At 53.5% G+C, this 11,954-nt stretch carries 15 protein-coding genes and 1 riboswitch; of the genes, 6 read left to right on the top strand and 9 right to left on the bottom strand.

Translation table 11 applies throughout. The annotated features are described in order from the left end of the window. Positions 1-26 precede the first annotated feature (26 nt). Positions 27-344 (bottom strand): PTS lactose/cellobiose transporter subunit IIA, encoded by a 318-nt coding sequence (locus JQN59_RS22650; RefSeq protein WP_048237126.1) that lies wholly within the window; start codon positions 342-344, stop codon positions 27-29. A gap of 4 nt (positions 345-348) precedes the next feature. Then, complete coding sequence (locus JQN59_RS22645) at positions 349-654, bottom strand: PTS sugar transporter subunit IIB (RefSeq protein ID WP_003033102.1); 306 nt, start codon at positions 652-654, stop codon at positions 349-351. 1,093 nt (positions 655-1,747) lie between these two features. On the opposite strand from JQN59_RS22645, the gene cspG reads away from it, so the two are divergent. Further along, positions 1,748-1,960, top strand: a complete 213-nt coding sequence (gene cspG / locus JQN59_RS22640; protein WP_003033098.1) for a cold shock protein CspG — start codon at positions 1,748-1,750, stop codon at positions 1,958-1,960. A 119-nt stretch (positions 1,961-2,079) separates the two neighbouring features. Here cspG and thiH read toward each other — a convergent pair whose 3' ends face one another. From thiH to JQN59_RS22605, 7 genes are all read right to left on the bottom strand, one after another. Beyond that, a complete protein-coding gene (gene thiH, locus JQN59_RS22635; RefSeq protein ID WP_149608324.1) occupies positions 2,080-3,213 on the bottom strand; it encodes a 2-iminoacetate synthase ThiH in 1,134 nt (377 codons plus the stop codon). Next, positions 3,210-3,980 (bottom strand): thiazole synthase, encoded by a 771-nt coding sequence (gene thiG, locus JQN59_RS22630; protein WP_032945651.1) that lies wholly within the window; start codon positions 3,978-3,980, stop codon positions 3,210-3,212. Before thiG ends, thiH begins: the two co-directional genes overlap by 4 nt. A gap of 1 nt (position 3,981) precedes the next feature. Then, a complete protein-coding gene (gene thiS / locus JQN59_RS22625; protein ID WP_016155307.1) occupies positions 3,982-4,182 on the bottom strand; it encodes a sulfur carrier protein ThiS in 201 nt (66 codons plus the stop codon). Then, on the bottom strand, positions 4,163-4,921 hold the full coding sequence (locus tag JQN59_RS22620) for a HesA/MoeB/ThiF family protein (RefSeq protein WP_003826902.1): 759 nt from the start codon (positions 4,919-4,921) through the stop codon (positions 4,163-4,165). The genes thiS and JQN59_RS22620 overlap by 20 nt, the downstream gene beginning before the upstream one ends. Then, positions 4,914-5,549, bottom strand: coding sequence for a thiamine phosphate synthase (gene thiE, locus JQN59_RS22615; RefSeq protein WP_149608323.1), 636 nt, complete (start codon positions 5,547-5,549; stop codon positions 4,914-4,916). Before thiE ends, JQN59_RS22620 begins: the two co-directional genes overlap by 8 nt. Then, positions 5,549-7,447, bottom strand: a complete 1,899-nt coding sequence (gene thiC, locus JQN59_RS22610; RefSeq protein ID WP_149608322.1) for a phosphomethylpyrimidine synthase ThiC — start codon at positions 7,445-7,447, stop codon at positions 5,549-5,551. The genes thiE and thiC overlap by 1 nt, the downstream gene beginning before the upstream one ends. Positions 7,448-7,530: 83 nt before the next feature. Further along, positions 7,531-7,653, bottom strand: a riboswitch (TPP riboswitch). 50 nt (positions 7,654-7,703) lie between these two features. Beyond that, on the bottom strand, positions 7,704-8,192 hold the full coding sequence (locus tag JQN59_RS22605; protein ID WP_003826892.1) for an Rsd/AlgQ family anti-sigma factor: 489 nt from the start codon (positions 8,190-8,192) through the stop codon (positions 7,704-7,706). 96 nt (positions 8,193-8,288) lie between these two features. Between JQN59_RS22605 and nudC the strand changes: the two genes are divergently transcribed. The 5 genes from nudC to hupA all read left to right on the top strand — a co-directional run bounded on the left by nudC (position 8,289) and on the right by hupA (position 11,950). Then, entirely contained in the window at positions 8,289-9,062 is a 774-nt protein-coding gene (gene nudC, locus JQN59_RS22600) for an NAD(+) diphosphatase (protein ID WP_149608321.1), read from the top strand. A gap of 50 nt (positions 9,063-9,112) precedes the next feature. Beyond that, a complete protein-coding gene (hemE, locus tag JQN59_RS22595; protein ID WP_003826889.1) occupies positions 9,113-10,177 on the top strand; it encodes a uroporphyrinogen decarboxylase in 1,065 nt (354 codons plus the stop codon). Between the two features lie 9 nt (positions 10,178-10,186). Then, positions 10,187-10,867: a deoxyribonuclease V gene (nfi, locus tag JQN59_RS22590; protein WP_008787113.1), complete on the top strand. Its 681-nt coding sequence runs from the start codon at positions 10,187-10,189 to the stop codon at positions 10,865-10,867. Between the two features lie 33 nt (positions 10,868-10,900). After that, a complete protein-coding gene (locus JQN59_RS22585) occupies positions 10,901-11,491 on the top strand; it encodes a YjaG family protein (RefSeq protein WP_003842015.1) in 591 nt (196 codons plus the stop codon). 186 nt (positions 11,492-11,677) lie between these two features. After that, positions 11,678-11,950 (top strand): nucleoid-associated protein HU-alpha, encoded by a 273-nt coding sequence (gene hupA, locus JQN59_RS22580; protein ID WP_001044509.1) that lies wholly within the window; start codon positions 11,678-11,680, stop codon positions 11,948-11,950. The last annotated feature ends 4 nt before the right edge of the window (positions 11,951-11,954 follow it).

Below are 11,954 nucleotides of genomic sequence, written 5' to 3'. Positions count from 1 at the left end.
GTCTACGAAGCCATCAGGCAGTGTCATTAATTTACCGGTGGTAACCGCCGATAAAGCTCAATCATATCGCCGGCCAGATCCTGAATCACCATGGCATTCATCAGGTGGTCCTGCGAATGGACGGTGATGAGATTAACCGGTAGTTTGCCGGTGCCCTCGTCAATACCGATCAGCTGGGTCTGGATTTTATGTGCTTGTTTGACGTACTCGCGTGATTCCGTCATCGCTTGTTCTGCACCGGAGAAATCACCTTTACGCGCCAGTTGCAATGCCGTCAGGGCCTGGCTGCGTGCAGCGCCAGCGTTTACCAATAACTCCATGATGATCGTTTCTATCTCTTCCATACCATCACTCCAGTAGTTTCAGCGCCTTATCCAGTACCGCATCGCCTTTCATCATGCCGTAATCCATCATGTCGATAACGGCAACCTTTTTGCCTAGTGGGTCGGCGATCGCCTGTAGCTTGGCCTGTTCATACTTAACCTGTGGACCGAGCAAAACGATATCCGCTGTAGCGATATTCTCTTCAAACTCGGCCACCGGGACGGCTTTGATAGTGACGTCGACGCCTTTTTTCTGGGCGGCATCTTTCATCCTTTGCACCAGCATGCTGGTGGACATTCCGGCGGCACAGCATAAAACGATGTTTTTCATAAGCAGTCTCGATCAACATGTGTGAGTTGATAATTATCGCGAGCCAGCCATAGCAACAACTGCTTTGCAACGATTGTGTGCAAGGCATCACAAAGAAAGCTGCTTTTTCTGAAACCGGTTACAAAAAGAGGCGGAACCCTGCGATCTGGACCAGGGCCAGCGGCTTTTTGACTCGCTTATCACATGCTGGAATATATAATTACTGTCAATAAATACATGTTATAAAAAACAGTATTGACAGCGTTTTTTAAACCCGTATGTTAACACTTAACAGCGGAGAAATTGTAGTTTGCTGTTAACGTAGTAAGTGTTAGTAGAGCTTGATTGGGGTTTGCGATAAAGGCCACGAAGTATTTTTTGTATGGGATAGTCGATGCTGAAAACGCTATTTTTTCACTTCGACAATGCTTTCAGGCCACGTAGTTGATATATCTAATCGCAAAAAGTCAGTAAAGCGCGACGATGTAACGCCATGATTTTATAGTAAATGTTTGTGATTTCTGCTTTTCTGGTTATCACAAGGGAAATAAGGCAACGCATCAAAGAGTATATGTCGCGAGGGGAAGTGTACTTGTTTAGGTCACCAGCCTTGAGTTCTATTATCAAGCGGGTGGAATGTGTTTAACGGTAAATAGAGGAAAGCTTTAGTTAGTATCAATATCCAATATTATCTGTAGTAAACGTGTACATTTTAAAGTAGTACCATCAGCAGTATTAAATCGTTAAGTTTATTAATGTTAAATTTGAAGTGTGTAGTAACGTAAAGCCCTGACTGCAATAGTCGGGGCTTTTGTTCATTGTAGATCAAGCTGTTATCCAGGATGCTTAGCCGCGATGGTTCAACATTGCAGCACTCAGTGGGTATTAAAAAAATTAATGCTTGCTTAATGATTAGAAGTAGGTCTACTATAGCGGCATCGGTTTGGAACACAGACCTTATGCAAGCAGTTTTAGTAAAGCAGTTCTCAGTTCAAGCGTTATCCTCAGATACTCTTCTTCATGAGCCTCCTCCCTAAGTGCCCCATAAGTTAATTTCTGCAAAACAGGCCATCTTCGCTGCATAAGCGGCTCAAAAACATGAAAGGAAGTATCTATGTCTAACAAAATGACTGGTTTAGTAAAATGGTTTAACTCTGATAAAGGCTTCGGCTTTATCACTCCTCAGGACGGTAGCAAGGATGTGTTTGTGCATTTCTCCGCTATCCAGAGTAACGATTTTAAAACGTTAGATGAAGGTCAAAAGGTGGAGTTCTCCGTGGAGAATGGCGCTAAAGGCCCGTCTGCTGTTAACGTTGTCGCGCTGTAATCGCCGATAATTTCACGAGCGCTTACGATAGCGATGAAGGCCAGAGCCCGAGCAGTTAAGTGCCAGTGAAGAAAAAACCCGCGAAAGCGGGTTTTTTTGTTTATGCGATTGCTCCTGACCTACGGTACCTGTGAAGCGCGCCCCAGATAGCTGTCCCAGTCTTTCCACACGGGCTGTAAACCCTGGGCCATGAGTGCTTCAGCAACGGCTTCTGGGCGACGATCGTCGTGCGGGGAGAACTGTTCCAGTTCGGGCTGGTTATCGGCATAACCACCGGGCTGGGTTTTTGAGAAGGCGCTGACGTTGTTGATCGCCAACGGGATCACATGGTCACGAAACCATGGCGATTCGCGGGTGGAGAGCGACAGCTCAATTTCTGGCGCCAGTAAACGAAACGCGCAAATGGTCTGGACCAACTGTCGCTCATCCATGATCGATGCAGGCTCAACGCCTCCGGTGCATGGGCGCAGGCGAGGGAAGGAGATAGAGTAACGGCTCTGCCAGTAATGCTGCTGCATCCATAGCAGATGTTCAGCCACCATATAGCAATCAACCCGCCAGCTGTCGGACAAACCAATCAACGCGCCAAGACCGATTTTGTCGATCCCTGCGCGGCCCAGCCTGTCCGGCGTTTCCAGGCGCCAGAAGAAATCCTGCTTTTTCCCTTTTAAATGGTGACGAGCGTAAGTTGCCTCATGATAACTCTCCTGATACACCATCACGCCATCCAGCCCCAGCGTCTTCAGCTCTGCATATTCAGCCTCTGACAACGGCTGTACCTCCATCTGTAAAGAGGCGAACTGGCGGCGAATGGCGGGCAAATGGCGACGAAAGTAATCCATCCCCACTTTTGCCTGATGTTCACCGGTGACCAGCAGCAGATGCTCAAAGCCCAGCTCACGGATAGCCGCACACTCCCGTATTATCTCATCTTCGTCCAGCGTTTTGCGTTTGATACGGTTGCTCATCGAAAAACCGCAGTAGGTGCAGTCGTTGGCGCAAAGGTTGGAGAGATACAACGGCACGTAAAAGCTCACCGTGTTACCAAAACGCTGACGGGTGAGCTTCTGCGCCCGCTGCGCTAGCGGTTCCAGATAATCGGCGGCGGCAGGAGAGAGCAATGCCATCAGATCGTCGCGACTAAGATGCGAAGCGTTGAGGGCGCGCTCCACGTCAGCGGCGGTTTTACCGTTGATACGCAGGCGGATGTCGTCCCAGTCCATCTGTCGCCAGCGGTCGCTGAACGTTTTCATGCGAAGGCCTCCAGGAATCCGGTTAACGGGCTGGTGGGACTTGCCTGCGAACTTTTGCTTCCTGGTACCGCCTGGCGTGCCAGCAAGCCAGCTTCAACGGCCAGACGGAAGGCGGTTGCCATCATCACCGGGCTGTCGGCTACCGCGATTGCCGTATTGACCAACACCGCGTCGGCGCCCATTTCCAGCGCCTGCGTGGCGTGGCTGGGGACGCCGATGCCTGCATCAACCACCACCGGCACGGTCGCCTGTTGGATAATAATCTCCAGCATCGCTTTGGTTTCCAGCCCCTGATTAGAACCGATGGGCGCGCCGAGCGGCATGACTGCAGAACAGCCTACTTCTTCCAGCCGTTTGCACAGCACCGGATCTGCGCCACAGTAAGGCAGTACCACGAAGCCCTTTTTCACCAGTGCTTCTGCGGCTTTCAATGTTTCGATTGGATCGGGTAACAGCCAGCGGGCGTCCGGGTGGATTTCTAATTTCAGCCAGTTTGTGCCCAGCGCTTCACGCGCTAACTGGGCAGCAAAAATCGCCTCTTCAGCAGTTTTTGCCCCCGAAGTGTTGGGCAACAGCGTCACACCAGCTTCTACCAGCGGCGCCAGAATGGCATCGTTGTGCTGACGTAAATCCACGCGCTTCATGGCCAGCGTTACCAGTTGGCTGCCGGAGGCGCGAATCGCCTCGACCATCAGCTGCGATGAAGCAAATTTTCCGGTGCCGGTGAACAGATGCGAATCAAACGTTTTGTCGGCAATACGTAACATATCAACCCCCTGCAATAACCTGAAAAAGCAGGATCTGGTCGCCTTCCTGCACGATTTGCTGCTCCCACTGCTCGCGCGGGAGGATCTGCTGATTGAGCGCCAGCGCCGCGCCCGGTTTAAGCTGATTAAGCGCAGTGAGCAGCCCACTGACGGTTTGTCCTTCGGCGCACTGCATCGGCTCATCATTGAACTGAATCTGCATGTTGCCCTCCGCATACCGGGCAACCGCTGGCGCGTCGTAGTGCGAAGCTGCGCCACTGGCTGGTTTTACCGTCAAACAGGCGTAGCTCTCCGCTGGGCGTCTCAATACCGCTGAGCAATTTAATCGCTTCCAACGCCTGCAAGGTGCCCATCACGCCCACAACCGGTCCGACGATACCGGCGGTACGGCAGTTGCGTTCGGGCTCTACATCGTCCGGCCACAGGCAGCGGTAACATCCTTGTTCCCACGGGGGCGTCAGCACCATCAGTTGGCCGCCAAAGCCGACGGCGCTGGCGGTGACGAGCGGGGTGTTGAGCGTTACGCAGGCGGCGTTAATTTCCTGGCGCGTGGCCATGTTATCGGTACAGTCGAGCACCACATCGGCACGCGCTACCGCATGCCGAAGCGCATCGCCTTTCAGTCGCTGCTGGAGCGATACCAGTTCGATATCCGGGTTGAGCCGCGTCAGGCGCTGCTGGGCAACCTGCGATTTTGAACGTGCGATATCATCAGTGGTAAACAGGATCTGGCGCTGCAGGTTGCTCAGATGAATGTCGTCATCGTCTACCAGCGTCAATTTTCCGATGCCTGCTCCCGCCAGATACAGCGCGGCAGGCGAACCTAACCCGCCTAAACCGACAATCAGCACATGGCTATCGAGTAGCTTTTGCTGGCCTTCAATGGCGATATCGCCGAGCAGGATCTGTCGGCTGTAACGCATAAAGTCGCGGTCATTCATCGCCCACTCCCGCGATATCCAGTAGTTGGGCCGTGGCGACCTGCCAGTCAGCCGCCTGGGTAATGGCGCTGACCACGGCAATGCTGCCGACGCCGGTCGCCAGTACCGCCGGGGCGCGCTCAAGGCTGATACCGCCAATGGCGACGGTCGGGTAATCCGCTAATCGTTCAATATGGTTTGCCAGTTGCGTGAGTCCCTGCGGGGCGGAAGGCATCTGTTTGGTTTGCGTGGGAAAAACATGACCCAGCGCGATATAAGAAGGCTTAGCGGCGAGCGCGACGTCGATCTCCATATCATCGTGAGTGGAGACCCCCAGGCGCAGCCCCGCCGCCTGAATCGCCTTCAGGTCGGTGGTTTCAAGGTCTTCCTGGCCCAGATGTACGCCGTAAGCGCGGTGCTTAATTGCCAGACGCCAGTAGTCGTTGATAAACAGACGGGCGTCATAGCAACGCCCCAGTTCAATGGCGGCCATAACGTCGGCTTCGACCTCTTCATCACGCTTATCTTTAATGCGCAGTTGGATCGTGCGTACGCCCGCCTGCAGCAAGCGTTCAATCCATGGCACGCTGTCCACCACCGGGTAAAGCCCGAGGCGAAACGGCACGGTCGGGAAATCAGGCTGGTACATTACGCCTCCTCTTTTTTGAGGTAGATTTCGCCGCCTTTGGCGCGGAAGTTCTCCGACATATCCGCCATGCCGACTTCAATCGTTTGTGCGGCAGCGTAGTCGCGAACCTCCTGGCTGATTTTCATCGAGCAGAACTTCGGCCCGCACATGGAGCAGAAGTGGGCGACCTTACCGGATTCCTGTGGCAGGGTTTCATCGTGGTAGGCACGAGCGGTGAACGGGTCGAGCGCGAGGTTAAACTGGTCTTCCCAGCGGAATTCGAAGCGCGCTTTCGACATGGCGTTATCGCGGATCTGCGCGCCTGGATGACCTTTTGCTAAGTCAGCTGCGTGGGCGGCAATCTTGTAGGTAATCAACCCTTGCTTAACATCTTCTTTGTTCGGCAGGCCGAGGTGCTCTTTTGGCGTGACGTAGCACAGCATCGCGCAGCCAAACCAGCCGATCATCGCCGCACCGATCCCGGAAGTGAAGTGGTCGTAGCCCGGTGCGATATCGGTGGTCAACGGTCCTAAGGTGTAAAACGGTGCTTCATGGCAGTGCTCCAGCTCTTCGGTCATGTTGCGCTGGATCATATGCATGGGCACATGACCCGGGCCTTCTATCATCACCTGCACGTCGTATTCCCAGGCGATTTTGGTCAGCTCGCCCAGCGTATGCAGCTCGGAGAACTGCGCTTCGTCGTTCGCATCCTGAATTGAACCCGGGCGCAGGCCGTCACCCAGCGACAAAGAGACGTCGTAGGCGGCGCAGATTTCGCAAATCTCGCGGAAATGTTCGTACAGGAAGTTCTCTTTGTGATGAGAAAGGCACCATTTCGCCATAATTGAACCGCCGCGTGAGACAATGCCGGTCAGGCGTTTGGCAGTCATCGGCACGTAGCGCAGCAGCACGCCCGCGTGAATGGTGAAGTAGTCGACGCCCTGTTCAGCCTGCTCCAGCAACGTGTCGCGGAAGGCTTCCCAGGTGAGATCTTCGGCGATCCCGTTGACCTTCTCCAGCGCCTGGTAGATCGGCACAGTACCGATCGGTACCGGACTGTTACGCAGGATCCACTCACGGGTTTCGTGGATATAGCGACCGGTGGAGAGATCCATCACCGTGTCCGCGCCCCAGCGCGTCGACCACACCAGCTTCTCTACCTCTTCTTCAATGGAGGAGGTGACGGCAGAGTTACCGATGTTGGCGTTAACCTTCACCAGGAAGTTGCGACCGATAATCATCGGCTCGGATTCCGGGTGGTTGATGTTGGCAGGAATAATCGCGCGGCCCGCGGCCACTTCATCACGCACGAATTCCGGCGTGATGTTTTCCGGCAGGCGTGCACCAAAGTTCATCCCCGGATGCTGGTGGCGAAGCACTTCACTGCGAATGCGCTCGCGACCCATGTTTTCACGAATGGCGATGAACTCCATCTCCGGGGTCACTATTCCCTGGCGGGCGTAGTGCAGTTGGGTGACTCGCTTACCCGCTTTGGCGCGCTTTGGCGTCAGCAGGCCGGTGAAACGCAGCTCGTCCAGGCCATCGTCGGCCAGACGTTCTTTGGTATAAGCGGAACTCCGGTCGTCTAATTCTTCGCTATCGTTACGCGCCGCAATCCACGGCTGGCGCAGCTTTGCCAGACCCTGCTGGACGTTAATCGCCACGTCAGGATCGCCATACGGTCCGGAGGTGTCGTATACCGGAACGGCTTCGTTCTCTTCGAACTGCGGGTTGTCTTTGCTACCGCCAGTCAGTGTTGGGCTGAGCTGAATTTCGCGCATCGGAATGCGGATATCCGGCTGCGAACCGGTAATATAAATGCGTTTTGAGTTAGGGAAGGCGGTCCCTTCCAGGGTATCGATAAACTGTTGGGCTTGAGCGCGCTGTTCGCGGCGTGATGGTTTAGTAGTGGCAGACATAGCTCATTCCAAATAAAAGTAAGGATATGGCTTGTCAGACGACGGATGAAGCAAGAGAGAAGCTCGCCCGGGGGCGATGCTATTGCAGATTGACTCTTGTTCCCTTCGCAGGTTTTAACCTGATCAGGTTCCGCGGATCCCGAATTAACGGTCTCAGCCTTTTCCACTCATGCTGCTGTGGAAAATAAGCACTCCGACAAGAAGTAACCTCAGTAAAGAGGTAATGAATGTAAACTACGCGTTAATGCCGTAAATCTCAAGCATGACGTTTGAGAGTGCTACTCTCGTGCATTGCGTCAAATACCAGCATGATCAGCTTATCTTCCAGCACGAATCGGGCTTCCAGTGCCTCGCCAAGATCCGATAAAACCTGTTGAAATTCAAGGAAGTTATCATGATCAATCGCAGTTTCCAGGCTGGAGTCATAGTAGTCCATGATCAGCTGCGTATTGGCTTCCAGCAGCGGCCAAATTTTTGTGGCTTTTAAAAGCTGCCCGTTCCCTTCCAATTTATGGAGAATACGTTCATAAATACTGAAGTGTCCGGTGGAGAGGTAATCGACCAGGCTCTGACAAAAATCATCCAGCGCTTTTTCATTGAGTCGCATGTACGATTCTTTGCCAGGCTTAATGCCAACCAGATTGTAGTAAGCCACGAGCAGGTGCTTACGTACATGTAGCCAGCGATCAACCAGTTTATTACTTCCTCCGACGTGCTCCGTCAGGCTTTCCAGCTGGTTTAGCATGATTGACTCCGCAAGATGGTGTTTAGGAACTGCTCACCCGTAAATGTAAAAATAATGTAAACAACATGCCTGTGAAGCAAAGGTTGCGCAAGAGATATGGATCGTATAATTGAAAAATTAGATAGCGGCTGGTGGATCGTCAGTCATGAGCAAAAGTTATGGTTACCTCATGGCGAGCTACCTTATGGCGACGCAGCCCGTTTTGATCTGACCGGGCAGCGCGCGCTGCCAATAGGCGAGTGGGAAGGGGAGACTGTCTGGCTGGTGCAGCAGCAGCGTCGACACGATATGGGGTCGGTGCGCCAGGTCATTGACCAGGATGTTGGCCTGTTTCAACTGGCCGGACGCGGCGTACAGCTGGCGGAGTTCTATCGCTCGCATAAATTCTGCGGCTACTGCGGCCATCCCATGCACCCGAGTAAAACGGAGTGGGCGATGCTCTGTAGCCACTGCCGTGAACGTTATTACCCGCAAATTGCCCCGTGCATAATCGTCGCTATTCGCCGAGATGATTCCATCCTGCTTGCCCAACATGTTCGCCATCGTAACGGCGTGCATACCGTACTGGCGGGTTTTGTCGAAGTAGGTGAGACCTTAGAACAGGCGGTGGCGCGTGAAGTTATGGAAGAAAGCGGGATTAAGGTGAAAAATCTGCGCTATGTCACTTCTCAGCCGTGGCCATTCCCACAGTCTTTGATGACCGCATTTATGGCGGAGTATGATAGCGGCGAAATCGTCATCGACCCGAAAGAGCTGCTGGAAGCGAACTGGTATCGCTATGACGACTTACCGCTCTTACCCCCGCCGGGTACTGTCGCGCGTCGATTGATTGAAGATACTGTGGCAATGTGTCGGGCTGAGTACGAGTAAAGAGCGAGTGGTGATACACTGATGGACTGACGCAATAAGGAACTGCAAAAATGACCGAACTGAAGAACGATCGTTATCTGCGTGCGCTGCTGCGCCAGCCCGTTGATGTCACTCCGGTATGGATGATGCGCCAGGCAGGCCGCTATTTACCGGAATACAAAGCTACCCGTGCCGAAGCGGGCGATTTTATGGCGCTGTGCAAAAATGCCGAGCTGGCCTGCGAAGTCACGTTGCAGCCGCTGCGTCGCTATAAACTTGATGCCGCGATCCTCTTCTCGGATATCCTGACGATCCCGGATGCGATGGGACTCGGGCTGTATTTTGAAGCAGGAGAAGGTCCACGCTTTACCTCTCCGATTACCAGCAAGGCTGACGTCGACAAACTGCCGATCCCGGATCCGGAAGATGGGTTGGGGTACGTGATGAACGCGGTGCGTACTATCCGCCGTGAACTGAAAGGCGAAGTGCCGCTGATCGGCTTCTCCGGTAGTCCGTGGACGCTGGCGACCTACATGGTTGAAGGCGGCAGCAGCAAAGCCTTCACCGTGATTAAAAAGATGATGTACGCCGATCCTAAAGCGCTGCATCTGCTGCTTGATAAGCTGGCGAAGAGCGTCACGCTGTACCTGAACGCGCAGATCAAAGCGGGTGCGCAGTCGGTGATGATTTTCGACACCTGGGGTGGCGTGCTGACCGGTCGCGACTATCAGCAGTTCTCTTTGTACTACATGCACAAAATCGTTGATGGCCTGCTGCGCGAGAACGAAGGTCGTCGCGTACCGGTGACGCTGTTTACCAAAGGCGGTGGTCAGTGGCTGGAAGCGATGGCGGAAACCGGCTGTGATGCGTTAGGTCTCGACTGGACCACTGACATTGCCGATGCGCGTCGTCGTGTAGGTCATAAAGTGGCGCTCCAGGGCAATATGGATCCGTCCATGCTGTATGCGCCGCCAGCCCGCATCGAAGAAGAGGTGGCGACAATTCTGGCCGGATTCGGTCAGGGTGAAGGGCATGTCTTTAACCTGGGCCACGGCATTCATCAGGACGTCCCGCCAGAACATGCGGGTGTCTTTGTGGAGGCGGTACATCGGTTGTCCGAACAGTACCACCGCTAAGGAGTTATCATGGATCTCGCGTCATTACGCGCGCAGCAGCTTGAACTGGCTTCTTCAGTGATCCGCGAGGATCGTCTGAAGAACGATCCGCCGGATCTGATTGGCGGGGCGGACGTTGGGTTTGAGCAGGGTGGCGAAGTGACGCGAGCCGCAATGGTTTTGCTGAAGTATCCCACGCTTGAACTGGTCGAATACAAGGTGGCGCGTATCGCCACCACCATGCCCTACATTCCCGGTTTTCTCTCCTTTCGTGAAACTCCCGCGCTGATGGCCGCCTGGCAACTGCTCTCGCACAAGCCAGATCTGCTGTTCGTTGACGGGCATGGCATTTCTCACCCGCGTCGTCTGGGCGTGGCCAGCCATTTTGGTCTGCTGGTGGATGTCCCGACGATCGGCGTGGCGAAAAAGCGGCTGTGCGGCAAGTTTGAACCGCTCGCTGCTGAACCTGGTGCGCTAGCGCCGTTGCTGGATAAAGGCGAACAACTGGCATGGGTCTGGCGCAGCAAAGCGCGCTGTAACCCGTTGTTTATTTCTACGGGTCACCGCGTGAGTATGGACAGCGCACTGGCGTGGGTTCAACGCTGTATGAACGGCTATCGTTTGCCGGAACCAACACGCTGGGCAGATGCGGTAGCATCCGAACGCCCGGCTTTTACTCGGCTTGCAGCAAAAACGCCCTATATCGGGTAAACTGCGGCTAATTTCCGTATTTGAGAACTCATCATGTTACAAAATCCGATTCACCTGCGTCTGGAGAAGCTGGAAAGCTGGCAGCACGTCACGTTTATGGCCTGTCTGTGCGAACGCATGTACCCAAACTACGCCATGTTCTGCAAGCAAACTGAATTTGGCGATGGACAGATTTACCGCCGAATTCTGGATCTGATTTGGGAAGCGCTGACGGTTAAAGACGCGAAAATCAATTTCGACAGCCAGCTGGAAAAATTTGAAGAGGCCATTCCTTCTGCAGACGATTACGATCTGTACGGTGTTTATCCGGCGATTGATGCCTGTGTGGCATTAAGCGAGCTGATGCATTCGCGTCTTAGCGGTGAAACGCTGGAGCATGCAATCGAAGTGAGTAAGGCTTCGATTACGACGGTTGCGATGCTGGAAATGACTCAGGCTGGTCGCGAAATGACCGATGAAGAGCTCAAAGAGAACCCTGCCGTTGAGCAAGAATGGGATATTCAGTGGGAAATTTTCCGACTTTTAGCCGACTGTGAAGAACGCGATATTGAGCTGATAAAAGGGCTGCGTGCAGACCTGCGCGAGGCTGGCGAGAGCAATATTGGTATAAATTTTCAGCAATGACACCACAAAACGTGATTTAACGCCTGATTTGTCGTGCCTGAAGGCTTCCCATCCGCCCCCGGTCTGGTCTACATTTGGGGGGCGAAAAAAAGTGGCTATCGGTGCGTGTATGCAGGAGAGTGCTTTTCTGGCATTTCCGTCGCACTCGATGCTTAGCAAGCGATAAACACATTGTAAGGATAACTTATGAACAAGACTCAACTGATTGATGTAATTGCAGACAAAGCAGAACTGTCTAAAACACAGGCTAAAGCTGCTCTGGAATCCACTCTGGCTGCTATTACTGAGTCTCTGAAAGAAGGCGATGCTGTACAACTGGTTGGTTTCGGTACCTTCAAAGTGAACCACCGTGCTGAGCGCACTGGCCGCAACCCGCAGACCGGTAAAGAAATCAAAATCGCCGCAGCTAACGTACCGGCATTTGTTTCTGGTAAAGCACTGAAAGACGCGGTTAAGTAATTCG

This window comes from Citrobacter sp. B72, from assembly GCF_016894305.1.
In the GTDB taxonomy this organism is placed as follows: domain Bacteria; phylum Pseudomonadota; class Gammaproteobacteria; order Enterobacterales; family Enterobacteriaceae; genus Citrobacter; species Citrobacter portucalensis.
The sequence above is the reverse complement of the archived record's forward strand: the minus strand, read 5'-3'. Positions and strand labels throughout refer to the sequence as shown.

Excerpts from the sequence above, each read along its gene's own strand:
- nfi (WP_008787113.1), top strand. The coding sequence starts at position 10,187 with ATGGATCTCGCGTCATTACGCGCGCAGCAGCTTGAACTGGCTTCTTCA.
- nudC (WP_149608321.1), top strand. The coding sequence starts at position 8,289 with ATGGATCGTATAATTGAAAAATTAGATAGCGGCTGGTGGATCGTCAGT.
- thiG (WP_032945651.1), bottom strand. The coding sequence starts at position 3,980 with ATGTTACGTATTGCCGACAAAACGTTTGATTCGCATCTGTTCACCGGC.
- JQN59_RS22650 (WP_048237126.1), bottom strand. The coding sequence starts at position 344 with ATGGAAGAGATAGAAACGATCATCATGGAGTTATTGGTAAACGCTGGC.
- thiE (WP_149608323.1), bottom strand. The coding sequence starts at position 5,549 with ATGTACCAGCCTGATTTCCCGACCGTGCCGTTTCGCCTCGGGCTTTAC.
- JQN59_RS22645 (WP_003033102.1), bottom strand. The coding sequence starts at position 654 with ATGAAAAACATCGTTTTATGCTGTGCCGCCGGAATGTCCACCAGCATG.
- JQN59_RS22605 (WP_003826892.1), bottom strand. The coding sequence starts at position 8,192 with ATGCTAAACCAGCTGGAAAGCCTGACGGAGCACGTCGGAGGAAGTAAT.
- thiS (WP_016155307.1), bottom strand. The coding sequence starts at position 4,182 with ATGCAGATTCAGTTCAATGATGAGCCGATGCAGTGCGCCGAAGGACAA.
- hemE (WP_003826889.1), top strand. The coding sequence starts at position 9,113 with ATGACCGAACTGAAGAACGATCGTTATCTGCGTGCGCTGCTGCGCCAG.
- hupA (WP_001044509.1), top strand. The coding sequence starts at position 11,678 with ATGAACAAGACTCAACTGATTGATGTAATTGCAGACAAAGCAGAACTG.
- thiC (WP_149608322.1), bottom strand. The coding sequence starts at position 7,447 with ATGTCTGCCACTACTAAACCATCACGCCGCGAACAGCGCGCTCAAGCC.
- cspG (WP_003033098.1), top strand. The coding sequence starts at position 1,748 with ATGTCTAACAAAATGACTGGTTTAGTAAAATGGTTTAACTCTGATAAA.
- thiH (WP_149608324.1), bottom strand. The coding sequence starts at position 3,213 with ATGAAAACGTTCAGCGACCGCTGGCGACAGATGGACTGGGACGACATC.
- JQN59_RS22585 (WP_003842015.1), top strand. The coding sequence starts at position 10,901 with ATGTTACAAAATCCGATTCACCTGCGTCTGGAGAAGCTGGAAAGCTGG.
- JQN59_RS22620 (WP_003826902.1), bottom strand. The coding sequence starts at position 4,921 with ATGAATGACCGCGACTTTATGCGTTACAGCCGACAGATCCTGCTCGGC.